This window comes from Desulfosoma caldarium (assembly GCF_003751385.1).
Taxonomy (GTDB): domain Bacteria; phylum Desulfobacterota; class Syntrophobacteria; order Syntrophobacterales; family DSM-9756; genus Desulfosoma; species Desulfosoma caldarium.
On the sequence record NZ_RJVA01000009.1, the window covers coordinates 189,758 to 216,336 of the forward strand.

The following is a 26,579-nucleotide window of genomic DNA, read 5'->3' on the forward strand; positions in this document are numbered from 1 at the left end:
CGTGGCACGGTTGGCCGTCAATGTGGACCATGTGGCGACGGTGCGGCAGGCAAGGTTGGCCACGGAGCCCGATCCGGTAACGGCTGCGGCCCTGGCAGAACTAGCCGGCGCTCAGGGCATCGTGGTCCATCTTCGGGAAGATCGACGTCATATTCAGGACCGGGACGTGGAAATTCTCCGTCGGACCGTCAAGACGCGACTCAACCTGGAGATGGCCGCTACGGCGGAAATGATCGAGACGGCGCTGCGCATCAAGCCAGATGTGGTGACCTTGGTTCCGGAAAAGCGCCAGGAACTCACCACGGAAGGGGGCTTGGACGTGGTGCTTTACGAAGAAGCTCTGGCGGAAGCCATCACGCGATTGCATCAAGGCGGCATTTCCGTCAGCTTGTTTGTCAATCCGGACCCCAAGCACGTTAAGACCGCGGCAAAAATCGACGCCGATTGCGTGGAAATCCACACGGGATTGTTCGCCGAAGCGAAAACCTACGCAAAACGGCAGGAAGAGTTCGAACGCATTCAGGATGCCGCCAAGCTGGCAGCAAAAATCGGCTTGGTGGTCCACGCGGGACACGGCGTGGATTACCGAAACATTCTGTGGCTTCGCTTGATCAAGGAAATTGAAGAATTTAGCATCGGCCACGCCATCATCGCTCGAGCCGTTTTGGTGGGCATGGAACGGGCCGTGAAAGAAATGGTCGCCTTGGTGCAAGGGTAATGGGTGTCTACGGCATCGGCATCGACCTCGTGCGCATCGACCGCATCGAAGCGGGGCTTGCGCGCTGGAAAAACCGGTTTTTGGACAAGGTTTTCACCGTCACCGAACAGCGAGCCTGCTTGGCCAAGAAAAATCAAGCGGCTTGTCTGGCCATGCGTTTCGCCGCCAAGGAAGCCTTTGCCAAGGCTGTGGGCACCGGCATTCGCGCTCCCCTTTTTTGGAAAGACATGGAAGTCCTCAACGCCCCTTCAGGACGGCCCGTCATCTGCTTGTCCCCAAGGGCTCAAGGGCTCCTTCGCGATCTCGGCATCCATGCGTGGCATGTGAGCCTCACCGATGACGGCCTCTATGGGGCGGCCGTGGTAGTTTTGGAAACTGCGGAAGTAAGCCCCATTGAGGGGCTGGGCCGTATGGGAGACATGCGCAATGATACTCGTAACCGCCCAAGAAATGGCGGAACTGGACCGCCGAACCATTGAAGAGATTGGTCTTCCCGGCGCCGTGCTCATGGAAAATGCCGCTCGAGGCGCCTTGGCGTTTTTCGAACGCGTCATGCCCGACCTGGCGCGACGGCGCGTGGTGGTGCTTGCCGGATCGGGCAACAACGCCGGGGATGGATTTGTCATCGCGCGACTGTTGCACGGCAAGGGGGTCTGGGTGCGCGTGGTGTGCCTGCGTCCGGCCGAACGCCTTCGAGGAGATGCGCTCCTCAACTATCGTATTTTGGAAAAGATCGGGGTCCAGCCTTTCCATTGGAATGAAAACGAGGACTTTTCGTCCCAGTTTTCGATGGTTCGCGATGCGGATGTGATCATCGACGCCCTTTTGGGAACCGGCCTTTCCAGCCCCGTTCAAGGGCTCTACCGCGATATCATCGAAGCGGTGAACGCTTTGCAAAAACCCGTTCTGGCCGTGGATCTTCCGTCCGGCCTGGACGCCTCCACAGGAAAGGTTCTGGGCGCCGCCATTCGCGCCACGGCCACGGCCACGTTTGGCTTGCCGAAGGTGGGCCAGAGAATCGGCGAAGGCGATGCCCTCGTCGGCGCGCTTCATGTGGTGGACATCGGCATTCCGCCGTGCGTGGTGGCCTCCGCAGGGGTGACCCGCTGGTGGCTCGACGAGGAACTGTGCCGTCGGTGGTTGTCGCCTCGCCCCGCTGAAACGCACAAAGGGCGAGCGGGACATGTATGCCTTCTTGCCGGGTCCCCAGGAAAAACCGGAGCGGCCACCTTGGCATCCCTTGGCGCTGCCCGGGTCGGCGCAGGGCTTGTGACCTTGTTCGTGCCCCGCTCCCTGAACCCGATTCTTGAAGTCAAACTCACCGAAGCCATGACTTTGCCCATCCCCGAAACCTCGGAACACAGCGCATCCATTGCGGCCGAGACCGAGATTCTGGACTTTCTGCACGGAAAGCAGGCTCTTGCCGTAGGTCCGGGGATTTCTCTGCACCCGGAAACCCAAAGCCTGCTGCTTCGCCTCATTTCCCGCGTACCCTGTCCCTTGGTGTTGGACGCCGATGCCCTCACCATTCTGGCCGGCGCTTTGGACACCCTTGGTGAAGCCCCCGTGCCGGTGATCGTGACGCCCCATCCCGGAGAAATGGCTCGGCTGATGTCATGCCGTGTCGCCGACGTGCAGGCGGATCGGCTTCAGGTAGCCCAGGAATTCAGCCGGCAACACGGCGTCATCGTTCTTCTCAAAGGGCACCGCACCGTGATTGCGTCGCCTGAAGGGCGCGTCGCCATCAACGGGTCCGGCACGCCGGCCATGGCATCCGGCGGCATGGGCGATGTGCTCACGGGAATGATTGCCGGGTTTCTTGCCCAAGGGGTGGAACCGTTTCAGGCGGCGTGCCTGGCCGCATACATTCACGGCAAGGCCGCAGAAAACGTTTGCCAGGGTAAGACGACGCGAGGTCTATTGGCTTCGGATCTCCTAGAGCACATTCCTCTGGTCATCGGAGCGTTGGAGACGGCATGAACACAGTCATCTGCGTGGAATCCCATGCTCCGGAATCGTCTCTGGCCTTTGGGCGTGCCATAGGCGAGCGCTTGGTTTCCGGAGATGTGGTGGCTTTGTGGGGGGAACTGGGAGCGGGAAAGACCCTGCTCACCCGAGGCATCGCGCTGGGCCTAGGCATTCCCGCAGAAACGGCCATCACCAGCCCCACCTTTACCCTGATCAACGAATACGAAGGCCGCCTGCGCCTTTATCACATGGATGGCTACCGCATCAGTGATCCGGAAGAATTGGAAACCCTTCCCTGGCGGGAAGCCCTTTTTGGCCACGGTGTGGCCGTGGTGGAATGGCCGGAACGCTTGGGATCCTTGCTGCCCGCAGCGCGCCTGGATGTCTTTTTGGAAATCCTCGGACCCACCTCCCGCCGGCTGCGCGCGATCTTTCACATAAAGGACTTGGAACGCCGCTTCGCCGATCTTTTCCTTAGCCTTAAAGAAGGCCTTCAACCGAAAGATGAACATGACAAGGCCGCCTTCACGGCGCCGTCATAAACCCCTTTGAGCTCGGCGGCCTTCTTCGGACACGTTTCGCCTCGGCGCTTTACGAGTGCCCGTCGGCCACTTCCGAATTTTTGAACATGCCCGAATGAAACAGCTTCCGAAAGTGATAGCCGTAGACGAGAACGGTCACCACGTCGGCGAGGCTTGCGCGATAGTGAAGGAGCGTTTCCTTCAGGAGCTTCCAAAAGCAGGATCGAGAGTCCTTTGTGTCTCGAACACCCAGGTACCACAAGGAACGCAGAAAAGTGACAATGTCGTTCTTTTCCAGGACGGCTTTGGCGCGAGGCCGGTAGGTTTCCAGGAACGCTTTGATGCGTTCGTAGTACATCTGCGGAGAATAGATGGTGTCCATGACCCAACGATAGCCGTCCATGATCTTCTGTCGATCCATTTTGGGAATAAAATTGAGGGTGCCCTCGATGCTGGTGTTGTCCCCGTTGGGCTTGAAGAGAAGGCGCCCTTCCCGTTCCAGCCTTTTGTAAAGCCGCGTTTCAGGGACAGCCGTCAGCAGGCCGATCATGGCCGTCACCACGCCGGTGGATTGCACGAAATGCACCTGCTTTTGAAAAATGTCCGGAGGATCGTTGTCAAAGCCGATGATGAAACCGCCCATGACGGCGAGCCCGTTTTCTTGAATGATGCGCACCGATTCGGCCAATGGGCGGCGCAGATTTTGGCCCTTGCCACATTCTTTGAGGCTTTCCGTGGAAGGCGTTTCCAATCCCAAAAAAACCTTGTTGAATCCGGCTCGAACCATGAGATCCATCAGTTCTTTGTCTTCGGCCAGGTCCACGGAGGCTTCCGTGTAAAAGCTGAACTTTCGGCCTCGCCGTTCCTGCCAGCGGATGATGTGTTCCAGCACGGTCTTGACGCTATGCTTGTTGCCGATGAAATTGTCGTCCACAATGAACACGGATCCCTGCCATTTTCTGGCGTAGAGCGCTTCCAGTTCGGCGATCATCTGTTCCGGCGGCTTGGTGCGCGGCTTTCGGCCGTTGAGCACGATGATGTCACAAAACTCGCAGTTGAACGGGCACCCTCGAGAATACTGTACACTCATGCTGGCGTAGTCCTTGAGACGAATCAGATCCCATAAGGGCAATGGGGTGCGATCCAGCTGTGGATGTTCGTCCGTGCGGTAAAGGGGCCGCGCACGCCCGGCTTCCAAGTCGGCCACAAGTTCCGGAACAATGCTTTCCCCTTCCCCGATGACCACATGGTCCACATCCGGAAATTCCTCCGCATAGCCGTAGAACAGGGGACCGCCTCCCACGACAGGCACACCGAGACTGGAACATCGGCGCACCACTTCTTTAGTAGATCGGCGCTGAGCAATCATGGCACTGACAAACACATAGTCCGCCCATAAAATATCTTCGTCTTTGAGGGGACGGGTGTTCATGTCCACCACCCTTTTTTCCCAATGGCTCGGCAAAAGAGCCGCAACCGTCAAAAGACCTAGTGGCGGAAAAGCCGCTTTGCGGCGCACGATGCGCAGAGCGTGCTTGAAACTCCAAAAGGTTTCAGCAACCTCCGGGTAAACCAAAAGAACTTTCATGTAAGGTCTCCTTTAAAAAATCGCTTTGAAACTCACTGAAAGATTTCCATGCTCGCACGGCAAAAATGACCACGAGGCTTTTTAGAAATTTTTAACAAGAATCCTCTGAGAAAGTCGAGTGCCTTTATTGTGGCCGTCGATGCCTTCAAGCCTCTTCACTTGACCCGGGTCCGATCCCTATAACTCGCATAGAAGCAGACCCCAAAGGGGGGAACGCGGCGCAAGGCGTAAGCCCCTGGGGCGCTTTGCGGCGCTCCTGTAGACAAGACAACACTTCCCAACATGACAAAGGCACCTCCGCAACCTAGGTAAGGCAACACCAAAGAGGAAGGCAACTCTTTTGAGGGACAAAACCCTTTCCATGAACCAGCTAGGCCATGAAAGCGGCCTTGAGGCTCAGGGGCAGGGTGGCCCATGAGCCATTGACTTGGCGAAGCGCGCACGTTAGCGTGCAGATCTTCACGGAATCGCGTGTCAGGTCACGGGAGGTAGAGTCATGCCTGTTGAAAAGGTGCTCATCGCCGTTCTCGGCTCGGACAGACCCGGCATCGTGGCCGCCGTTTCTCGAGTTCTGTCCGAAAATGAGTGCAACATCGAGGATGTCAGCCAAACCATTCTTCAATCGGAGTTTGCCGGGGTTTTTATGGCGTCGCTTCCCAAGGGATTGTCCATGGAGGCACTGGAGAGCCGGCTTCAGGAGCACCTCAAGCCCATGGATCTCTCGGTCCTGATCAAACCGGTCAGGCTATCGATAAGATACGAGCCCCCGCCAAGCCAACCCTTTGTGGTCACCACCATCGGGCCTGATCGCTTGGGTCTTGTGGCCGGAATAACGGAAGTCATGGCCCGCTTTGGCGTCAATATCACGAACCTGCGGGCGGCCTTTCGAGGCGGAACCGATCCTCGGCGCAATGTCATGATCTACGAAGTGGATATTCCCCTGCACATTGACCAGCAGGCTTTTCGCAAAGCCCTTCGCCAAAGGGCGCAAGACTTGGGGCTGGACCTCAGTCTTCAGCATCGGGACATCTTTGAGGCGATCCATCGTGTCTGATTCAGACGGAAAGCCCCAAAAACTTCATGAGGAGTTGACGTAAGCTATGCTTTCGGACCGTGAGATTCTTTCCACCTTGGAAATGCTTCGAAGCGAACATTTGGACGTGCGCACGGTGACCCTGGGCATCAGTCTTTTTGATTGTGCCGATTCCGATGTGAACGCATTTTGTGAAAAAATCCGGCAAAAAATCCTTCGCCTGGCCCACGACCTCGTCTCCGTCTGCGACGAAGTGGGAGACAAGTACGGCATTCCCGTGGTCAACAAACGCGTGGCCGTCAGTCCCTTGGCCGTCGTTGGGGCTGCCTTTGGACGGGAAGAGCTTGTCAAGGCGGCCCAGGCCCTTGACGACGCCGCTCAAATCGTTCGCGTGGACTTTATCGGAGGGTTCAGCGCTCTTGTGGAAAAGGGATTCACCAACGGGGATGTGAGCCTCATGGATGCCATTCCGGACGCTCTCGCAAAGACTCAGCGCGTGTGCGCTTCGGTGAACGTGGCAAGCACCAAGGCCGGCATTAACATGGACGCGGTCCATATGATGGGCCAAATCATCAAGCGCACGGCTGACGCCACAGCCGACGCCGACGGCATCGGGTGCGCCAAGCTGTGCGTGTTTGCCAACATTCCTCCAGACATTCCCTTTATGGCCGGAGCCTACCTGGGCGTCGGGGAACCAGAGGCGGTCATCAATGTGGGCGTCAGCGGCCCCGGAGTGGTGCGCAAAGCCATTGACCGAGCACGCCGATCCAACCCAGGGCTGGATTTGGGCCAGTTGGCGGAAGTCATCAAACACACCGCTTTCAAGGTGACCCGTGTGGGGGAACTCATCGGGCGCGAAGTCGCCCGACGCTTGGACATTCCCTTTGGCGTGGTGGACTTGAGCCTCGCACCCACGCCCAACGTGGGGGACAGTGTGGGTGAGATTTTTCAGAGCCTGGGCCTGCACAGCATCGGTGTGCCTGGCTCCACCGCCGTTTTGGCCATGCTCAACGATGCCGTGAAAAAAGGGGGCGCCTTTGCCAGCAGTTACGTTGGAGGCTTGAGCGGGGCGTTTATTCCCGTGAGCGAAGATCTGAACATTTCGGAGGCGGCCCGCCGAGGGCACCTCAGCCTGGAAAAGCTAGAAGCCATGACCAGCGTCTGCTCCGTGGGCCTGGACATGGTGGCCCTTCCCGGGGACACGTCGGCAGAAACCCTGGCCGCCATCATCGCCGACGAAATGGCCATCGGCGTCATCAATCGCAAGACCACGGCGGCTCGACTCATTCCCGTGCCCGGAAAAAAGGCAGGAGAAAAGGCCTACTTTGGAGGCCTTTTGGGAGAAGCGACCATCATTCCCGTGCCTAACGGGGAATTGTCCACGGAATTCATCTGCCTTGGGGGCCGCATTCCCGCCCCCGTACAAAGCCTCAATAACTGACTGAATCCCCTCCGGGCATGACCTCGAAGGACTTCATCCTGAAAAAGGAGTGCCCTGGGCAAAGCCGTCATAGGGGTTGATCGCTTCTTGGACTTCCGGCTGTTTTCGAAAAAGGAGGGCCGTGGCCTTCCCACGGCCCAAAAGTATGGTCAACCGACAAGGTACCAGGTCGTGCGCCCATCCCCTAATGCGCTCATTGTGCCAAATCGATCGAGGCCTTCATGAGTCCCAATAATGACGTGGAAAAGGCTTAGCTTACTTTTCGCCACAGCCCTTCTTTTCCTGATTTTTTTCTGCCATGTACATCTTGTAGTTGATGCTGTCCACCAGCGCCTGCCAACTGGCTTCCAAGATGTCGTGGGACACCCCGACGGTGCCCCAACGTTCCTTACCATCGTGGGATTCGATCAAGACACGCACCTTGGATGCCGTGCCCTCTTTGCCAGGAAGGACGCGCACGCGGTAATCGGTCAGTACCATGCCCTTGAGCTCTGGATAAAATTTTTCAAGAGCCTTTCGGAGCGCATTGTCTAGCGCATTCACAGGCCCGCGCCCCAAAGCCGCGGTGTGCTCTTCCTGCCCACCAACCCTCACGCGAATGGTCGCTTCCGAAACCGGATCGCCGTCTTCACTGAACTTTTGATCCACCACGCGATAGCCGATCAGTTCAAAGTATTTCTTGAAGCGGCCCATGGCCCTGTTGATGAGGAGTTCAAAACTGGCTTCGGCGGCTTCAAACTGGTACCCCTGATGCTCCAATTCCTTGATCTGATTGAGGACTTCCAAGGCCACAGGATCCTTGGAAGAAATGGGAATGCCGAACTCCATGGCCTTGCGCTGAACACCTGCCCGCCCGGACAGGTCGGAAATGAGAAACCGCCGCTTGTTCCCCACCAAAGCCGGGTCAATGTGCTCATACGTGGATGGATGGCGCTCCACCGCACTGATATGCACACCACCCTTATGAGCAAAGGCACTGCGCCCCACGTAGGGTTGGTACCGATTGGGAGGCACGTTGGCGATTTCCAAAATAAATCGACTAACTTGCCGAAGCTTTCGCAAATCTTCGGGATCCAGACATGGGATGTTCATCTTCACGCACAGAGCGGGAATGATGGAACAAAGGTTGGCGTTGCCGCAGCGCTCCCCCACCCCGTTGAACGTCCCCTGCACCTGGCTCGCTCCCATCTCCACAGCCGCCAGCGAATTGGCCACCGCCAGATCCGAATCGTTGTGCGCATGTATACCCAGAGGCACGTTGGGAAACCGTTCCTGAACCGCCTTGATAGCCTCCTGTATAAAGGACGGAAGGTTGCCTCCGTTGGTATCACACAACACCAGGCACTCGGCACCGCCTTCCACGGCCTTTTCCAAAGTGGCCAGAGCATATTCCGAGTCTTCTCGAAACCCATCAAAAAAGTGCTCGGCATCGTAGAACAAGGTGGACACCTGCGGTCTCAGAAAGGCCAAACTATCGCGGATAATTTCCAGGTTCTTTTCAAGTGTGGTTCGTAGAGCCTCCTTGACGTGCACCGTCCAGCTCTTGCCAAAAATGGTCACCACCGGCGTCTTGGCCTCCACCAAGGCGTGTAGATTTGGGTCGTGCTCCGCCCGCTTGGAAGGATGGTGCGTGGAGCCAAAGGCGGCAATTTTTGCCCGCTTCAGCGCATAATTTCGTATTTCCGAAAAGAATTCTTCGTCCTTGGGATTAGATCCCGGCCATCCCCCTTCAATGTAATGAATGCCCAAATCGTCCAGCTTCAAGGCCACACGGATCTTGTCCGTCAGGGATAGATTGAAATCTTCCGCCTGAGTTCCGTCCCTCAGCGTGGTATCGTAAAGAAAAACTTGGCTTGGTGGCATTGTTGACTCCAATGCTTTCAGCAACCTTCCCGTGCTTTTGAGCGGTTTTGGGGCGGCTCGGTTCACGAGCCAAGGTATTGAATGAACTTATACAGAAGGTGCCGGTCAAAGGAAAGCCTCATCTCACTTTGCATAATCCTGAGAGCCTTGAAGGGGGTGACGGCTTTCTTGTAGGGGCGATGCGTCGTGAGGGCATCGAAACAGTCGCAAATATGCAGCACGCGAGCAAAAGGGTGAATCTCGGAGCCCTTGAGGCCTAGAGGATAACCCGTGCCATCCATGGCCTCGTGATGTTGGCGCACGGTGGCCAACTGATCCGCATTCATCCATCCCATGGAAGCCAAATGAGCGTAAGCACTTTCCGGATGCCGCCGAATGTGGGCAAATTCCTCACGCGTCAGGGAATCGGGCTTCAGGAGGATGCGCGAATCCACCCATACCTTGCCGATATCATGATACAAACCGGCCGATCCAAGCCGCACCACATCTTCATGACGCCAGTTCATATGCCAGCAAAAAGCCATGGCCAACATGGACACCTGAACGCTGTGCGTAAACATCTCATAATTCTTCATGAATCGGCGATAGATGTGGCCGGCCCTCAACCGGTTCGAGCGAAGATACCGAACGACGGCGTCGGCCCATTGACCCGCTTTCTTGACAAACGTTCCGTCATTCACCTCTCCAAAGAGACGCCGTGCAATGAATTCTCCATAATGATGTAGGACCAAAGCCTTCTGCGCGATGGGCGTGGCCTCATCTTCGGCATACGCCCGCAGAATTTCATGAAAATAACCGTCCAACTCCGCCACTTCATGCGCTTCAACATAAAGCTCGTGGACGCGTTGCTCCTTGAGAGCCTTTCTCCACGCTTCAGAATAAGACTGCCCCCGTTCCAAGACCTTAACGAACGTGGGCAATTTTTCCCCCTTGGCCATCACCGGGATATAAAGATTGCACGGCACCATGAAGTCCGGAACCAAGAATTTAATGGGAAAAGCCTCGTAACCTAGCTCTTCAAAGGTGACCGGTCCTGTGAGGGATTGTTTCCGAGCCTTTCGAAGATCGAGAGCGCCAAACCCAGTGTCGAGCACCGCCGCCGATCTCGCCATATCCACCCACCTCACCATAATGGCGTCCATCTGGACCTTTTCGCTCCCGTGTTGCACCCCATGGCGCTTCAGAAAGCGTCAGGCCTAAAACCCTTCTTGCGCAGACACCTGCCCTGGTTCTATAAAAGATCGGCAGCTTCGTCAAAATTCTTGAAAATTCTTTCAGCCATATTGAGAGCTTACACGACCATTTTTGTAAGATTTGAGGCCTCTGGGCTTTGAACCGCTAAACTTATAGGCTTCGACGGTAGCCGACAAAACGAAAGACGTCGCTCATGACTTCTTCGTAGTCTTTTTTCAATCTTTCATAGAGGCGAGCGTTCTCGATGGCGATCCCTCCCAATTCCCCCAGGGCCTCCACGAAAGCCAGGTCTTCTTCTTGAAACCTCTTGGGTTCTTCCGTGTAGATGCGCAACACACCGATGACACGCCCCTTGACTTTGAGCGGCACAGAACAGATGCCCACGATGCCTTCCTTCTTTGCCGCCTCTCCATACTGGGCGCGAGGATCGGTGGCCGCATCGTCGATGATCACCGTGTGCCCCTGAAGGCATTCCGCCAAGCTTTGGTCGGCATCCACTGGGCCCTTATGAATGTAAGCGTCGCTCAAGCCATAGCTGGCGACCAGTTCCAGGGTTCTTCCTTTGGGATCCAGAAGGCGAACGGCGCACGCCTTGGCTTTCAGGACTTTAGGAACAGTTTTCACCATGGCCTGCAGCACGTTCTGCACGTCCAGAGACCCGCTCACCACCTGCACTATTTCTCGAAAGGCTTCAAGGTATGTTCTCTCCTTGGTCATCGTCACCCACCCTTTTTTGGCTTTTCTTCCAACTTTCCACCATCCTTTGGACGCCTCTTGCATCCAAGCCTCAGGCCGTCCCCGGTGGTCATGCGTGCCTCCTGAGGTCGGCGTGGCGTCCTTAGTAAGACCTTATTGGCCCTCGGGACCGCCTCAACAAACGGGAAAAAGGTGCCCTCGCAGACCGAGCAAGCACATTTCGAGACCAGGCAAGTACTCTACCGCTCAGCCTCCTCAGGAAACGCCCATCGAGACACGGCCAAAAGCCCCTAGATACTTGTGCAGGTCTCGTGGAAGAGGCTATCAGGCCACATGCCGCCATTCCATGACGACTTCCCTTTGGCCCACTTCGTAGCGGGGCAATCCCAAAAGGCGAAGCAATCGATCGGTCATTCGACATGACCTCGGACGGTATTGGTCTATTTTTTCGATCTCTTCCACGAGAAATCGCACCAGATGGCGTTTCAATGTGAACGTCGTGCCTTCCATATGGCGCCGCACGCCGGTTACGCGAACAAGGTCCTGGCGCGTGAGCAGACGCAAAGCTTCCAGGGCTTCAAAAACGTCGCGCCGTCCCATTTCGGGATTTTGCAAAAGGTAGTGAAAAAAGGCCGCAGGAAAGAACCGAAGGGCACTGGTCACCGGATTGGCGGCGGTGGTCCCAAGGCCGCATTGACTTCCTGAGCGCACCACGTCGCTCATGGCCCATAGTTCATGAATATCAGCCGCCTTACCCTGCCCGGCTAGAAGCCGATCCAGCACGTTTCCCAAAGCCCGGGTCCCCCGAAAACACGACGGGCACTGCCCGCAGGACTCTTCTGCGAGCCAATCCGTAAAATGCCTGGCCAAACGCACCACGTCGTCGTCTTCTCCGATAAACACCAGCCCGCCTGATCCCAACATGGCCCCAGCATCACTGAAGGTGTCGAAGTCCAGCGGGGTTTGCAGCAGATAGGCTCGAGCTCCCGTCAAAGAGAGAATGGCTCCGGACGGCCCGCCGATTTGTACCCCGGAAAGCTTCTTTCCATCCTGAACGCCTCCGCAGATTTCAATGATATCGGCAAGGGTCTTGCCGAATCGAACTTCCACCAGGCCGGTTTTTTTCACAATGCCTGCCACAGAAAAGATTTTTGTTCCACCGCTTCGGGACGTGCCCAGACCCGCATACCAGGCACTACCTCGCTGGATGATGACGGGCACATTGGCAAAGGTTTCCACGTTGTTGAGCAGGGTGGGCTTGCCCCACAACCCCCGCACCGTGTTGGACGGTGCCTTGATGGTCGGCTCGGCCGGCTTGCCCTCGATGGCGCGCATGATGGCCCGCTTTTCTCCAGCAACAAAAGCCCCAGCCCCCAAGCGTATTTCGATGTCGAAATGCAAACCGGGCACACCGAAAATATTGTGCCCCAAAAATCCACAGCGTCGCGCCTCAAAAAGGGCATCCTCAAGGCTTCGCACGGCGTCTTCGTATTCCTTACGCACGTAGATCACACCATAGCGGGCCCCCACAGCTATGGCAGCCAGAATCATTCCTTCCAAGACCTGGTGGGGTTTTTGTTCGATGAGCGTGCGATCCATAAAGGCTCCAGGATCGCCTTCGTCGCCGTTGGCCACGATCAGCTTGATGGGGTCCTGATTGCCGTCTTCCGGCTCGATGCGACACACCGCCCGCAGCATGGCTTCCCACTTTCGACCCGTGGGAAAACCGGCGCCTCCGCGTCCCCGCAGTCGCGCGTCCCGAACCTCTGCGATAAGGCGCTCAGGACTCCAGGGAGGCTCGCCCCGAAATCCCAACACTCGAAACACGGATTCATACCCTCCCGCCTCGCGGTAGGAATCCATGCGCATGGGGTTCTTGGCGCTGGCATAGCCCAAAACCACACGATCCTGAGCGGATCGAAAGGAGGGGTCTTGATGACCTGCGGATTCGCCTTTCACCGCCGCATCGTTTCCATAGGGAACACCGGAACTTTCCCCGGTCAGGACCACACCCAGGTAGGCCTGGGATGATTCCACAACGAGCAGCCGGTCCGTATAAGGCCCGAGAATCACCGTGCGCTCAGGTGTTATCAGGGCCACGAGACCATCCACCAAATGAACAGTCGGAGGAAGCACCGCAGCCAGGATGCTTTCGTCGGTCATCTCGGGTAGGCCAAGCCCTCGAATCAACCGCCGATTCTTACCATAAATCACGGCTCCGAAGCGATCGGAACCGTCCACATCCCGCATCTTGAACGGCAGGACTCGAGGAATCAACCGCCCAAGATCTTCTCTTCGCCCGTCCGGCCGCTCCACGGCCACATCCCCCTCGGCATGCAACACCACGGCGCCGCCGCTGAAGGTCTCGTCCCGAAAAGCCTCCGGCACGGTCAGCCCTGATCCCGTTTTGGGAAAAACGTCCACACGCTCTACCTTCAAGGCCTCAATAGGTTCGCTCACCGTTTCGGACACCAATTTTTCCACGAGGCGTGCCACGAAAAGCTGCCGATTTGTATAGTCCGGGCCCTGAATCAGTTGACGCACGAGCCGAGGAATGTCTTCGGCTTTCTGTTGTCCGTAAAACCGATTGCCGGCTCGCACCACGGGAGCCAAATGGCAGACACCGAAGCAGTCCATTTCCACGTATTGGACACCATAGCGCCCCACAACATCCACTTCCGCTCCGATCTCCATGGTCAGGCGGCGCGACAATTCAGGCTGACCTCGGAGAAAACAGGCCGTTCCCTTGCACACATAGATGATGATCTCTCCGGACGGATCGGCGCTGTATTGCTTGTACGAAGCAATGACTCGGAGAACGTCTTCGGGGTCCAGACCCAGACGTTCCACGATATTTTGGCACGCCTCCGGGGTTACGTATCCAAACAGCCCCTGAACCTCATGGAGCACTCGTGGCAGATAGGCTCGCGCATCCAGTCCCCCAAGAGCACGATACATGTCCTTGACTTTTTCCCGTTCCACGAAACACTGGACCACGTCGGGTCTGAAGAAAAACGCTTTAAGCCACCAATTTTTTTCTTCCTCATCGTAGCTGACACGGTGGGCGGCATGTTCGGGAAGACGGTTAAAACGTTCGCACTCCTGCTCTAAGGCCGCCCTCTGCACCTTCTCATCAGCGTAGCAGGTCTTGAGAAGACGGCGGTAGGCCGCGTCGTTTTCGATTAAGAATCGAATGAAATACCTATGATGGGGATCGCGTGCCTCCATATCTTCCATAAGGTACAAAGAGGCCTTTTCCAGATCCTTGACAGGAAAGCTTCGGCCTTGTTTCCCCCACGCTTTCCTCAGAGCCGCTTCAAAGTCCTTCCACAACTCCGATCCCGGCAAGGACACCCAATCGTCCGGTGAAGGCACGGCGAGCTCTTCAGCGCATCCGGTCACAGTGGCCAGGGTTTCCCAAAGCCATGTCAGGGAATCCGGTCCCAACGGCCCTGGGCACCGCCTTAGCTCGGGCGCAACGTGGCGAACCCATTGAAGGCCGCCCAGTCCACCTCGAGCCTCACTGACCAGCCCATCCCTAATGGCACGGCCTCGAGCGTTAGCATCGGCGAACGCCAGATCCAAGGCTTCCAAAGACTTCCTCAGATCTTTGGGAAGTCTTGGACCGGAAGCTCTGAGGTACTCGAGGATCATGTCGATCATGTCTTTCTCGCGCCAGTCCCTTCGTCCCAGGCTTTCTCGAACCAAACGGACAAAAGCGTCTTCCCGATCACGCCCCCACAATTCCGGGCCCTGCGCCTCAAGCTTGGACACGAACGTGGCAAGACTTTCCGGATCATCACCCAAAAGCAACCGCAGTTCGTCCAGTCCCGATCGCAGCGCACGGAGCACCATGGCCAATGGCCAAAGGTCTTTGGGCAAGCGGGTATCTCGAATCGGTCCCGCATGAACCACGGCGGCTTGCAGGCGTTCCATCCACCAGGCGGGATCGCACGACATTCGAGGATTTATGGGCTGGTAAGCGTTCATGGTGTCTTCTCCACGGCCGACGTTTTTATTCTCAAGCAGTGTTCCAAGCCTTCCTTCACCTACATCGGTGACTCCCAGACCTCGTTGCTTCGTTTTACAAAGGCGCCGGAAGGCGCCATGAAATGGACCGATGTGCGCAGAGCCTTGCGTTCCATCCTTTATCGAGTCTTTAGATCCTCACGGGCGACACGGCATCGCCCATGGTCCAGAGCCGCCGTGTCATTTCCTGCTGAGACGCCTGGAGCCAGCCGCTCCACGCCTCGGCCGCTTCCCTTTCCGCCTCCTTTTCCAGAGCCAGCGGTGACACGCCAAGAAGAACCTGGAATCCTTCATCCACTTCACGAATGCGATCCTCGCGGTCCTCTCGATGCGATGCCCTCAAAGTCTCGATGCGCTGAAACCATTGCTCCATAAAGAAGTCACGAAAATCCTCATCGCTAGGGGGATTCGGTCGTTTTTGGTACTGGCGAAGAACATGAAAGATACTGTATCGATCGATGGCACCTTCATACCATGCCTGAACAATGCGAAGCCTTTTGCGATCCAATTGATGCACAATCTGACGGATACGCTTTCGAAAGGACTCCATGCGCTCCTTTTCCAGGAGTTCCGACAATTCCCGGTACATGGCTTCCTTGAGGGTTCCCAAGGCAATGCCGCGACGCTGCATGACATCCCGAGCGTGCTCAAAGCCCTCTCCTCTAAGCAAACCTTGGCGAATTTTGGAAAAGGCCTTGTCGGCTTCGTAGAGCTCATGGCTTTGGGATGCCAGCCGTCGCGCAACGGCCATGGTCATGATCCAGATGCGGTCCTTGCGCCATCGGTTTCTCTGCTCCCATTCACGGGTAAAGGCGTGACGCAGCTCGTCCTTGCTTAACCCTTCCAGGTTGTACCCCTCGTCCCAAAAGGCCTCAAAGCAGGCCTCTTCATTCATGGCTTCGGCTGCCTGCTGGACGATGTGAAACCGCATGTAGAGCTGCAGTTCACGCACGGCAGCCGCCACATCGGGCTTTTCTCCTCGCGATACCCCTTGGCGCAAACATCGACGTACGGGTTCCAGATCCTTCATGCGATTCACTAAAAGGCTGTAGCGAGCCCCCAAGCCCTTGGCCAAGGGAACCGGCAAGGCTTCCGTGAGGCGATCATTGGTAAACTGGAGCCACGCCGCTTCAATGATATCGGAAGTTTCGCGGATTTCTCGCAACAGAGCCGTGATCACGTCCAAATCCCCCTCTCTTTTGGCCAAGACGAAGAGGTAATGCAGAAGCCGTTCTCGGTCGAAGTCGGCGTAGCGGCGCACGGCCATTTCCACCTCTTTCATCCATCGAGGAAACGCGGTCTCGTACCACCCAATAGCCGTGTCCGGAATGCCCTCCAGAACGACCCCTGAAAAAGCTTCCACAAGAAGGCGCCATCGAACCAAGACGACCATTTTCTGAAGAACGTCCAGGAGCAGGGCATCTTTCCATGAAGGATAGCGGTGAAACCAACCAAACATTTTTTCCAGAATTTTCGGTGGCTCCATGCCACCATGCAACGCCTCGAGCAGCCAGGCTCGAAGGGCCTCGGCGGGGAGCTGTTCCGCGCGGTTCGATCTGACAGCCTCCTCGACAAGAACGGCCAGTCGCCTGACCTGTTCCTGCCGCTCCAACACTTCACCGATAAGATTTCGAATGAGCTCGTGTTCCGAAGCCTCACCTTCGGCCGGCAAGAATTCTTCGGCCAAGGTCACCTTCGATGCTTGAAACGCTTGCCAGGCCATTTCCCGAAGGCGATTTCTGTTCAGCGAACCAAGGCCCAAACCTGTCTTGTCTCCACGACGCACCATATCGCGGCAGATGCTTTCCACATGCGCTTTTAAGGCCGCAGGGTTGTCAATTACCGCGCTGGGGATTGTTCTCCCCGCACCCGTCGCGTCGCCTTCTGGCCTGAACTCTCTTCCATCGTGAACCCATGAGGTCAGCACATCCCGAAAGAAGATCTCCTTGTCGCCTCGTTGTTCCATTTCCTGAAGAAGCTCTTCTGCCACGCGCCGAGGGGGAGGAAAGTTTTCCTGATGCCAGTAGGCGTTTTTCACGACCTTGGAGAATTCTTCCCAGTTGTCGATTCGGTAGCGAGGGTGATTCATGGCGAGAAGATCTTGATTCCACCACTCAAAAAACTGTTCCTCAAAACGCTCCAGCCGATGCGCCAGCAAGCGTTGCCGATCTTCCGCGCTCAGTAAGTGGAGGTAAGGAACGGAGGCATAGAATCGCTCAGCCTGAATCTCGGGATGGGCCTCCTGAACCGACGGCCCGCCGGACACCATACGTCGTTCCAAGGCCAGCCAATCGGTTTGGTCCTTAAGGCGCTCCCATTCCTTTTCCAACCGCACGGAACCGTTTTGAGTCAACCAGTGCCGCTCTTCAGGCCGAATTTTTTCCGTGGCTTCATACCCGATGGTTTCCACAAGGGCTTGATAAAAGGCTTCGGAATCCGGTCTCTTGCACACACCGGGCTTGGATTCCAGCGTGCGCCAGCGGGACATGGCCTTTTCCATGACCCGTCGGCGCACCTCTTGGTGCGACACATCCAGCACCTTGGTCACCGCACGGCGCACCGCGTGGTCTTTTCCCAGGCGCCTCCATGCGCTAGGGTTTTTGAAAAGTTCGTAAGCAGAACCGACCGCATCCTGTGAAGAGGCTTCCGCTAAATGGGCCTTAAGAACCTGCGCAAGTCTCTCCCTTTCAACGACCGCAAGATGAACGCACTCGTTCACCCGCCGTCGACCTTGCGCCAACCCCAGAGCAAAACCGGCACATCGAGCTTCGCCGCAGGCGCCGCAATCCAATCCCGGCAAGATCGATATCAGGTTTCTTGTAAACCCTTCATCCCCTGATCGACCGTTCAAAATCCCCGCCCATTGCAGCAGGAATTTTTCCGGGACCATCTTCTGGCGCACCTGCCCTGGAAGCACAAGGCGCTGGGATTCTCCCACTAGGGCTGAGCGCACCGCGTCCAGAGTGCCTTTTTCCGCGGCCTGCAACACGTCGGCTTTCAGTTCCTGAACCATGAAATGGGCTAAATGCACGCCCACTTCTTCTTCATTCAGGCACACGGGATGGTTAAGACGTCGATACAATGAGGTCGCTTTGTTTTGAAACTTTTGCACAGCTTTTTGCGCCAGGCCTTGGGTAACCTTTGCCCACGGAGGAACCAGCACGGCGGCCAATGCCGGAACTTGGTCCATGGAGAGATGCAACGTGTGGCCTTGCGCTTTCTTCCACTGCGCAACGACCAATTTGTAAAAGGCTTCGGCAAATCGCGCCACGGTTCGCTCAAAAAAGCTGAACGCCTTTTTAGGAGCAAGCCTTTGCAAAGCTGGTGCACTGCGGCATGCCTTTGACCAGGGAACGATCTCACGAACAAGCTCCACAAATTCAAGGGGTGTTCCCGTGGGGGGAAAGGTCGTGGGAGTCCCCAAGCAAAAAGATGCGTCTAATGATGCCGAAGAGGTCTTGAAACGCGCCACATGTTCGCCCAAGGCGTCCAGAACCCGTTGTAACTCTTTGGGGTCCGCAGCGCCATTCGGCGCAGCAGTGGGGCCATGGGCCAGGACCTCGGTGCGAACGGCCACATGAAAATCAGCTTCTCCAAAAGTTCGAGAACCCGGCTTTTTCCGGAAGCTTTCCCATTGCAAACGGCATTCTCGTTCCAGAAGATGTGCCAGCTCCTTTCGCGTCGCCACTTCGTAGCCACGGCGCTGCCGCACCAGCGCTTTGACGAGGTATTCCGGAAACGCAGTGCGCACCCGATCCTTCAAGGCATTGACGCCCTCTTCATAGGGCATGTCTTTCAAACCGGCCAGAGACCACGATGTGAAGAAGCGAAGACTTTGAACGATTGCGTGTTTTCGAGGCAAGGGTTGGACAATCATCTCCCTGAGTTCCCGAATCTCGCTCAGGAGTTGGTCCAGCACTTTGGCGCGCTGCTGCTGCCAGAACTCAAACACAGAGGCGCAATCCTGTTCCAGGGAACCGTGCAGTTCTTGAATGGGCGTCAATAGGCGCAGTTTCGCTTCCTCAAAACGCGCGGTCTCTTCAGGGGGCACCACATCGGCTTCGTAGGGATCCTTGAAGCTTGCATGCCGTATACGAAAACCGTCGGCCATGAGGCCTTCGAGGATCGAAACCGCATCCGGCAGGGGTTCTTTTTCCACCACACGCTGAATCACGACGAGCATGACATCCGTCAAGGATAGAAAACGACGCCATCCCAAAACGGATTGAAGCCGTTTTGTGTCTTCATCCGTCATGGTCTCGGCCAGGCAAAACTGGTGGCATCGCAGCAGAAGGTAAAAAAAGGCTTCCAGCGCCACGTCCGGCCTCAGAGTTGCATCGAGGCGATAACGCAACTGGTTGGCGCACTTGTGAGCGATGGTGGAAAGCGGTTCGTTTTCGTTGATGAGAAGCTGGTGTTCCAGCCACAGAAGTACATCCTCGTGGGTGACACAGGGGGCTTCGGGGTTTTCCGACTTGAGATAGCGCAAGCGGTCCAGACGGCGCTCATGAAAGGCGGGGTCCGTGCGATGATAGTTTTCCACAAGAAGAAACCAACGCACCCAAGGAAGAAGATCACACGGCTGGGTCGCAAAAGACCCCACACGCCGTGCATGCTCCAAAGGATCCCCCGCTTCGAACCAACTATGGCGAACGGCGCCGAGGCATACTTTTTCAGGATCCACATCCTCAGCATCGGTGTTCCAGACCTTGTCGATGCCGTGCAAGGTTTCAATGGCTTGAACCACTGCGACGCTAAGGTGTTGAAGGCTTTCTCCAAACTCAAACCTTTCGGCAAGGGTCCCCGTGATCTCTCTCGCCGTCTTTCGCAGGGCGCTTTCCCATTCGGCGAAAAGGCCGGAGTAGAATTGTTCCAGAGAACGCTGTGGAGTGAATCCTTCGATGCCCATGGTCTCCCCCGTTCTGTGCTTAGATGGCGCCCTGGCCACTGAGGTCGGGCCACACCCAGGTTCGAAAATATTCTAGATAAAAGTCCTGAGTCTTTGTGGTGCCGACCAACACGTGGCGTCGCACGTATTCTTCCACCATGTGCCGTTTCTGTTTAGGACTCAACGAATCCGAAAGCCCGTTTAAGAACGCTTGGAGTTTCCCTCGACCCTGCCCCTCAAAAAAGTCTTCGATTTCCGGAGCGTACAGTTTGCCGATCACTTCCCGCTGCACCCATCGATCAATCACATCGCGATAGGTCCACAGGTATTCCGTTTCCAAATGGCCAATCAATTCTTGAGGAATCTTTGTGCGCAGGCGGCTCCACTGAGATGTTTCGTCCTGAGCCAGGAATTCGAGGAGAAGACGATCGTAGTCTTCGGGATTGAGCAACATTGCTCGGCGGCAGGAAAGGTTCACGAGACGGCGCACAACCTTTTCTATGCGAGCTGCCTCTTCGGCTTCAAAGGGCACGGCGACAAGCGCCGCGATTTCCCGTTCGATGTCTTCCAAAACGCACGTCCATGGCGTGGAGGTTGGCTTGTCGGCTTCTTCCATGACGGCATGGGAATGGACCGAAAGCGGCTCCCCCAAAGGCCCAGTCGGGCTCTCCGTCTGAAAAGCTCCTGGAAGGGCGTCCGCGTCCAGTCCGAACCGGCGCAAAAGCGCTGCCGAGACAGACTCCCTGGGTGATTTGGCAAGAAGATGGCGAGCCTTTTCCCTGTCTTCGGCCGATCCTCCGTAGTGAAGCAACACCAGAGCGCGGCGCGCATCACTGCGGCCCGTATTCGCCGCCAGACGAGCCAAGCGCTTCTCCAGTTCCACAATCAGGCGCCGGCGAAGCTCGGTTTCTTCGTACACTTCCCTCGGTCCCACAAACTCCACCTGATTGTAGTGGGCCAGCAGCCCCACATAGTCGCGCGCGATGATGCGCCGATGCAGCTGCTTTCTAAAGGACTCTTCCGCTTCATGATCCTGGCCCGGAAAGTATTTGGGAACCCGCGTGTGCCGTGCCAGAGCTCTTATGTGGAGCGCCGTGAGTTCCTCGATCCAGTCCTTCAGCGTGTCATCTTCCTGGATCCAGTGTTTCAGAGCTTCCCGTTCCCAAGGTTCCAGGGGACTGAAAAGCAGATGAGTTGACAGCAAGAGCTCTTTCATTTCCGGCACCGTGATTTCGCGGCCGCCCAAACCGCCCACCAAGCTGCGCAGCACCGCCGGAGGTGGGCCCTTGGCCCCCTGATCCAAGCGAGCACAGGCGTTGAAAACGCGGGACGCTAACGGCGGAATAGATCCGAAACTGTTGGACCGATCCAGAACGGCCACGGCTCGCATGCCCTTCAGCCATTGCTGGAGTTCTTCTTCCGGAAAGGGATTCATGAGCCGCACGGACACGCACCCCATGCCCCGCCAGCCCTCCTCTTCCAGTTCTTGCAGAGCCTCCACAGCGTTGGGAAACAAGGATCCTTGCAAAACGAGGAGGGTTTTCAGGCTGTCCGTGGTGGGCACGGACGCTTCTTCGAAAGCTGAGCCGGCCACACGCACCTCCAAAGGATGCAGCTGAACCCCGGTCAAACGCCTCACGGCCTCCACGGCTTTGGGCCACACCCAGCGTACCATCTCGTGGGCCTTTTCCACCTCGCTTTGCGTTTCCTGATACGTTGCGGCCGTACAACTGGGACCGTGCACCACCCGGTGCCCATCTGCATTCACAATGCGGTGTTCCGAGAAATCAAACCCTTGTAGCGTTTCCGTCAACCACCGGCGCACCACGGCATCAGGGGGCACTCGAACAAGCCCGATCTTGTGCGTGTCCGTAATGCCACCAATGGACAAGATGACCGGCAACTTGGCAAAGTGGGTTAAAAGCCGAGCCAAGTACAAACAGGGCACGTATTCTTGTATGCTCTTGGGCGCCAACATGATGCCGCCATCGTCTCGAAAACTCATGAAATCTGTGTGGCTCTCTTCAATGTTCAAATTGGGCGCCGCCAAGGCTCTCTTGGCCAGAAGAAACAGCCCTTCCAGCCGCGCTCCAACGAACTGGGGAATGATTTCCGTAAAGAGCCGCCAGCCTTGGGAAGCGGTAAAGGTGACGGGTAGAAACATACCGGTGCGCGCGACTCCCAAGAGCTTTTCCGCCGCCACTTTTTCCGATGGGTTGAGTTCATCCACGACGATGTAGGGGTGTCCGTTGGCAAAAGCTTCGGCCATGGCATAAAAGGGATTGCCGGCCGGTGTGATGGGAAAACCCACGTAAAAGAGAGGATGTTCGGGCAGGGCAATCTGCGAAAGAACCATGCCGGCCAATGTCCCGCCCATGATCATCAGGGCATCCCCGGGATCGTCCGCACAACCACGCCGATCCGCTTCGGCCCTCGACCCGGACAAACGCACGCTCTTCACGGGCACTTCCTCACCCGTGGCAACGTTCGTCAAGATGGGCGACGGCCATTCGTGCCGTTCGCTTCGAGCCCTGTCCATGGCCTTTTCGTAGAGGGCGAGCAGCTCGGGGTTTTTGAGCACGGCGCCGGGAAATCCTCGAGTGAGGATCCCCTTGTCCCTATCCCAGTTGAAGGGAAGGCCGGCATGCACCAGGGCATCAAAGATGGCCGAAACCGCCACCAGGTTGGACACCATCCCGGACCGTCCGGACAACCGTTCCATGATGCCGTCCATATCCACGGTGATCATGCGGCAGGAGACCAAGGCGCGGCATAAGGTACGCAGTCGATCACGCTCTGGGAATGCCGCCTCCCCGCCTGGCGTGCCCAATGCCCGATCCAGTTCCAACTCTAAACGCTCAGGGGACCATCCGCCGTCCTGAAACGCTTGTTGCCTTAAAGCCATCACCGCAACTCGAAGGTTTTCCGGACAAAAACGCACCACTTCCGTCCAGAGCCGTTCCGGCTCGTCCCAATGATTCACGATCACTGTTCCGCCCACTCGCAGGGATCCAAAGAGCATGTGCGGATCTCTTTTCATTTCTTCAAAGTTGGTCACCACCACCACAAGGGCATCAAAGGAGAACATGGCGTCTTTTCTTTCCAGGGGCCGGCTGTCCACGAAGGTTGCGGAAAGGACCGGCGTGCCTCTTTTGGAAGAACCGAACTGCCAGGACATTCCCGCCCAACACCCTTTGGCGGTGAGAAACTGGGCAAAGACACGGTTGATGGCAATGCCACGATCGCCCGCCAGACTGGCTACGGCGATGGTAAACGGTCCAAATCGGGAAAGCACCTGTCGAAGCGCTTCCCGCTCATGCCCAGCAGCCTGAACATGCTGAACACGAATCAGCCCCCCGGTTTGCAGAAAATCCCTACGCAACTGTTGGGACAAACGATATTGTTGCAGTTCGGTCCATGCCGCCAACGTGCGCTCTTCCAAAAGGCGATCCAAGATCTGAAACAAAATCCCTGTAAGGCCCTCTTGGCTCTGGGCCGAGGAGTCGAGCTCGTTGTCCGTTTGAAACAGTTCCTTGCCGATGGGATCGGCTTCCCACAAAGCCCGGGCGGCATCTCGGAGTCTGGCATAAGCTTTGTGGACCTGTTCCAAGGCCGCGCGGGCTTCCCTGCGCCATCGGTTCAAGGCTTGTTCCTCATCGCCAAATGCCTCCAACCCTGATTCATAGGCTTCCAGGCTTTCTAGGGCGCGAACCACGGCACGCCACCGTTTTTCGTCTTCATCATGAAACCCGTCTCGAAGATCCGCATACCGAGCACCGGTTTCCTGTCCGAGAAGCCGTAACACCATGTCCCGTTCCAGGGTTTCGGCAAAATGCGGTTTGAGTCGGCCGTCGTCGTCGAAAAGAACCGCGTAGGGAAAGGCCCTGCCGTCCACGCGTGCCGATGCCCATTGGGACCTCAGATCGTCCATGAAGGCTCGCACTCGTCTTTCGGCCTGAAGGATCAAGCGAGTTTCTAGGTCGATCTGCCAGTTCATTTGATCGCGGTAGGTTTCCAGTTGCATGATGAGGAATCGGGCCAAAGCGTTTCTGGGCACCCACTGACCGGTGTCCTCATCGCGCTTGAGCAAGGCTTTGTAGCGGGGATCCCTGGAGATCCAATAGAGCACCGGCTTGGGATCCATACGCCATTCTTCGTAAGGTTTTCCCCGATCTTCCGGATGAAACGGGGCCACGCGCTTGCGGTATCGGCCGTAAAACACCACTTCGGGAAGCATGCCCGCATGGGCCATAATGCGGGCGTAATCGTCGGGATCTTGCCCGAAAAACTTGCCGGTCTCCGGACACGGGGTCACGTCCCATCGCATGGCGGATTGTCCCAGTCGGTCCGCGAGAAGCCAAAACTCTTGGGCAGCGGCTCGATCCCCACTGTGCCCCATCCCCACAAGAACCCCAGGAAATTCCGCTGCCAGATTAATGAGTGTCCACTGGACCCTTTGGTTGCCCATGAGGAATTTTCCTATGGGTGTGGTCAAGGTTCCCATGCCCAGAAGCGAACTGGCCGAGCTTTCCCCTCCCGTATTGGAATAGACCTGGGTATCGGTAACCGTGATGAAATGCAGCACGTTGGGCCACCGTTGTCGGATGAGAAAAGCCTGCTGGCGCAGGGCGTTAAGCCATGCCGGAAGGCCGATCACAGCCCCACCGTCACCACCTTGGCTCACCACGTAGCGCCGCCCCTTTTTCAAAAGCCCCATGCGCACGGCACGATCCAACACCTGGCTCATGGCTTCGCCAAAGGCAAAACCACCCCCAAAAACCGTCCGCCCTCCCGGAACCTTCTGCGCCGCTTCGTTCATCTTGTTTAGGGTTTCGCTCATGCAACCCGTTTCACACGTGAAGGCGACCTGAGGCACCTCGCCGCGGGCTAAACTCATGGCTATGGCCATGGCCACAGGTATCGCTAGCACCTGCGCCTCGGCGCAAGACGGACACGCCGAATGTCCCCCCGCAAAGGCCATGGGACCGTAGCGGGCATGAAGCTGTGCCGCGGATTGAGGAAGCTCGTTGAGAAGCTTTTGCGCAATGGTCGCTTCCTCCTGCAACAGTTCGGGGTGCCGCAAAAAGATCTCTTGCAAGTGCCTGGTCAGCCCGTTCAGTAACGGGCTCTTCGTCACCGGATGTTTCTGAGGCAGGTGCGGACTCAGAATGAGCCCTTCCCTTCCCACATCTCGCAGGACTTCCGCATGCACCTTTGCCGGCACGTCTTCGTATCGCGGCGCAAGAATGAGGTCGATGTCCCCTTCACGCCACAGCCGGCCGATGGATCGGCCGTCCCACAAGCCCTGTTCCTTGAACCACCGGGTCACCTCGTTGGCCGGCACATGCACTCGCGTCACCGAGGAGGATCCCAGGGTGGGTGACCGAAAATTCGTCACGGGTCTATCAAAAAGCCCCGTGGCTCGCACTTCAAGCCCCGCATGTAAAGCCGCCGCCAAAAGGTCCTGTTCCACAAGGCCGTCTTCGGTGACACATAGAAGGCCGGCCGTAAATCGCGGTCGAATCAGGCAGGTGGGGTTGCCGTTGAAAAAGAAGGTCACGGTCAATCCCCTTCCTGGAACGCGCCCTGGCCATTCATCCCGAGGCACCGGTGTGAGGACGATCTGCTCAATGGCCTCTTCCGGCCAGGATCCTAAGGGGCCTCGACGGAAGGCGAGAGACTGCACCGCGTACGGGTACGGGCCCGAACCGTCCTTTTCCAACGCCGTAAGCCACCGTTCCCAGGCGGCGACATGATTCCCATAGAGCCGAATGCCGATGCCGTAATCCACGAATGCGCGGCGCCGCGACGGCGATTCCTGGTCCGCGGTGTAAGGAACGGAAACCAAGTGGGGACAGCGCATGTGACATAGACCACAGTGCGTGCAGTGGTCTTCCTGAGCCCCAAGAAGTTCGATACCTGTCGGACTCACATGAATCCGCATCTCGTGACACAACCCCACACATTGCAAACATCCCGTGCATTGCGCCTTGTCCACGCGGATCTTGCGGGACACGTATCGAACCCGCTTGTCCGTACTGTGTCGTTCCACCAGGTTGTGCCCACCCAGAACCAGGAAATCCCCGAAGTCGTCGTATCGAGCCGGATCCTGGGAACGCAGGCCCATTAACTGGGCAAAAACAAGGACAAATGGCCACAGGGTCGAGTCGTCCAGAGGACTGTCCACAAGCGCATAGTCCCCTTGGGCATCTTGCACAAAGACGGCCACGCCCCGGGTTTCGGATGTTCGTTGAGCCGCCTGAACCATGAGGGCGTAAAAGCGGCCGTGGGCAAGGTGTCTTTGGCAAAGGAAGGCGGCCATGGATCGTGGCGCATCCTGTCGAAGCCCATCGCGGGCATAACGGGCGCCAAGCAAACCTAGACGCACACCGGGTCCAAGCCATTCTTCGGAAAGAATGCGGTATCGGCCCTGAGGAGTTTCCATCCACATTCCCAAACCGTCACCCTCCGGACGAACAGGCCACGAAGCCGTCTCGGCTCGCCGCCATCGCTCCATCAGGTCTTTCGGAATGATTCGACTCGATATCCCAGGAAATAGAGCGTCCTGCATGGCTTCTCCTTCGTGCTTTTTCGGCCGCCGACAAAAAGAGGTGGGAAAAAGAATGAGGCACCGTCGCAG

13 protein-coding genes are annotated in these 26,579 nt (G+C 57.0%); 6 read left to right on the forward strand and 7 right to left on the reverse strand.

Annotation, left to right across the window (positions count from 1 at the left end):
• Position 1: 1 nt before the first annotated feature.
• The 4 genes from EDC27_RS01555 to tsaE are packed head-to-tail and all read left to right on the forward strand — an operon-like array spanning position 2 to position 3,228.
• Positions 2-718, forward strand: a complete 717-nt coding sequence (locus EDC27_RS01555; protein ID WP_123288857.1) for a pyridoxine 5'-phosphate synthase — start codon at positions 2-4, stop codon at positions 716-718.
• Positions 718-1,197, forward strand: coding sequence for a holo-ACP synthase (gene acpS / locus EDC27_RS01560; RefSeq protein WP_123288858.1), 480 nt, complete (start codon positions 718-720; stop codon positions 1,195-1,197). Before EDC27_RS01555 ends, acpS begins: the two co-directional genes overlap by 1 nt.
• A complete protein-coding gene (locus EDC27_RS01565; RefSeq protein WP_123288859.1) occupies positions 1,145-2,698 on the forward strand; it encodes an NAD(P)H-hydrate dehydratase in 1,554 nt (517 codons plus the stop codon). The genes acpS and EDC27_RS01565 overlap by 53 nt, the downstream gene beginning before the upstream one ends.
• Positions 2,695-3,228: a tRNA (adenosine(37)-N6)-threonylcarbamoyltransferase complex ATPase subunit type 1 TsaE gene (tsaE, locus tag EDC27_RS01570; RefSeq protein ID WP_123288860.1), complete on the forward strand. Its 534-nt coding sequence runs from the start codon at positions 2,695-2,697 to the stop codon at positions 3,226-3,228. The genes EDC27_RS01565 and tsaE overlap by 4 nt, the downstream gene beginning before the upstream one ends.
• A gap of 49 nt (positions 3,229-3,277) precedes the next feature.
• Here tsaE and EDC27_RS01575 read toward each other — a convergent pair whose 3' ends face one another.
• Positions 3,278-4,795: a B12-binding domain-containing radical SAM protein gene (locus EDC27_RS01575; protein ID WP_123288861.1), complete on the reverse strand. Its 1,518-nt coding sequence runs from the start codon at positions 4,793-4,795 to the stop codon at positions 3,278-3,280.
• A gap of 496 nt (positions 4,796-5,291) precedes the next feature.
• On the opposite strand from EDC27_RS01575, the gene EDC27_RS01580 reads away from it, so the two are divergent.
• Positions 5,292-5,849: a glycine cleavage system protein R gene (locus EDC27_RS01580; RefSeq protein ID WP_123288862.1), complete on the forward strand. Its 558-nt coding sequence runs from the start codon at positions 5,292-5,294 to the stop codon at positions 5,847-5,849.
• Between the two features lie 46 nt (positions 5,850-5,895).
• The gene (locus tag EDC27_RS01585; protein WP_123288863.1) at positions 5,896-7,269 is read left to right on the forward strand and encodes a PFL family protein; all 1,374 of its coding nucleotides are present in this window, start codon (positions 5,896-5,898) and stop codon (positions 7,267-7,269) included.
• Between the two features lie 255 nt (positions 7,270-7,524).
• Here EDC27_RS01585 and cimA read toward each other — a convergent pair whose 3' ends face one another.
• The 6 genes from cimA to EDC27_RS01615 all read right to left on the reverse strand — a co-directional run bounded on the left by cimA (position 7,525) and on the right by EDC27_RS01615 (position 26,510).
• Positions 7,525-9,132, reverse strand: coding sequence for a citramalate synthase (gene cimA, locus EDC27_RS01590; protein WP_123288864.1), 1,608 nt, complete (start codon positions 9,130-9,132; stop codon positions 7,525-7,527).
• A gap of 62 nt (positions 9,133-9,194) precedes the next feature.
• The gene (locus tag EDC27_RS01595; RefSeq protein ID WP_170161507.1) at positions 9,195-10,244 is read right to left on the reverse strand and encodes an HD-GYP domain-containing protein; all 1,050 of its coding nucleotides are present in this window, start codon (positions 10,242-10,244) and stop codon (positions 9,195-9,197) included.
• A gap of 232 nt (positions 10,245-10,476) precedes the next feature.
• The gene (locus EDC27_RS01600) at positions 10,477-11,043 is read right to left on the reverse strand and encodes a GAF domain-containing protein (protein WP_170161508.1); all 567 of its coding nucleotides are present in this window, start codon (positions 11,041-11,043) and stop codon (positions 10,477-10,479) included.
• 303 nt (positions 11,044-11,346) lie between these two features.
• Positions 11,347-15,012, reverse strand: a complete 3,666-nt coding sequence (locus EDC27_RS01605) for an NAD(P)H-dependent oxidoreductase subunit E (protein WP_123288867.1) — start codon at positions 15,010-15,012, stop codon at positions 11,347-11,349.
• 169 nt (positions 15,013-15,181) lie between these two features.
• The gene (locus tag EDC27_RS01610) at positions 15,182-19,960 is read right to left on the reverse strand and encodes a (Fe-S)-binding protein (protein ID WP_123288868.1); all 4,779 of its coding nucleotides are present in this window, start codon (positions 19,958-19,960) and stop codon (positions 15,182-15,184) included.
• 19 nt (positions 19,961-19,979) lie between these two features.
• Positions 19,980-26,510 carry a hypothetical protein gene (locus tag EDC27_RS01615; protein WP_123288869.1) on the reverse strand — a complete coding sequence of 2,177 codons (6,531 nt, stop codon included), beginning with the start codon at positions 26,508-26,510 and terminating at the stop codon, positions 19,980-19,982.
• Positions 26,511-26,579: the final 69 nt, after the last annotated feature.

What these genes read in the sequence shown, in the direction of transcription:
- EDC27_RS01615 (WP_123288869.1), bottom strand. Translation starts at nt 26,510, where the DNA reads ATGCAGGACGCTCTATTTCCTGGGATATCGAGTCGAATCATTCCGAAA.
- EDC27_RS01600 (WP_170161508.1), bottom strand. Translation starts at nt 11,043, where the DNA reads ATGACCAAGGAGAGAACATACCTTGAAGCCTTTCGAGAAATAGTGCAG.
- EDC27_RS01610 (WP_123288868.1), bottom strand. Translation starts at nt 19,960, where the DNA reads ATGGGCATCGAAGGATTCACTCCACAGCGTTCTCTGGAACAATTCTAC.
- acpS (WP_123288858.1), top strand. Translation starts at nt 718, where the DNA reads ATGGGTGTCTACGGCATCGGCATCGACCTCGTGCGCATCGACCGCATC.
- EDC27_RS01585 (WP_123288863.1), top strand. Translation starts at nt 5,896, where the DNA reads ATGCTTTCGGACCGTGAGATTCTTTCCACCTTGGAAATGCTTCGAAGC.
- tsaE (WP_123288860.1), top strand. Translation starts at nt 2,695, where the DNA reads ATGAACACAGTCATCTGCGTGGAATCCCATGCTCCGGAATCGTCTCTG.
- EDC27_RS01580 (WP_123288862.1), top strand. Translation starts at nt 5,292, where the DNA reads ATGCCTGTTGAAAAGGTGCTCATCGCCGTTCTCGGCTCGGACAGACCC.
- EDC27_RS01605 (WP_123288867.1), bottom strand. Translation starts at nt 15,012, where the DNA reads ATGAACGCTTACCAGCCCATAAATCCTCGAATGTCGTGCGATCCCGCC.
- cimA (WP_123288864.1), bottom strand. Translation starts at nt 9,132, where the DNA reads ATGCCACCAAGCCAAGTTTTTCTTTACGATACCACGCTGAGGGACGGA.
- EDC27_RS01565 (WP_123288859.1), top strand. Translation starts at nt 1,145, where the DNA reads ATGATACTCGTAACCGCCCAAGAAATGGCGGAACTGGACCGCCGAACC.
- EDC27_RS01595 (WP_170161507.1), bottom strand. Translation starts at nt 10,244, where the DNA reads ATGGCGAGATCGGCGGCGGTGCTCGACACTGGGTTTGGCGCTCTCGAT.
- EDC27_RS01575 (WP_123288861.1), bottom strand. Translation starts at nt 4,795, where the DNA reads ATGAAAGTTCTTTTGGTTTACCCGGAGGTTGCTGAAACCTTTTGGAGT.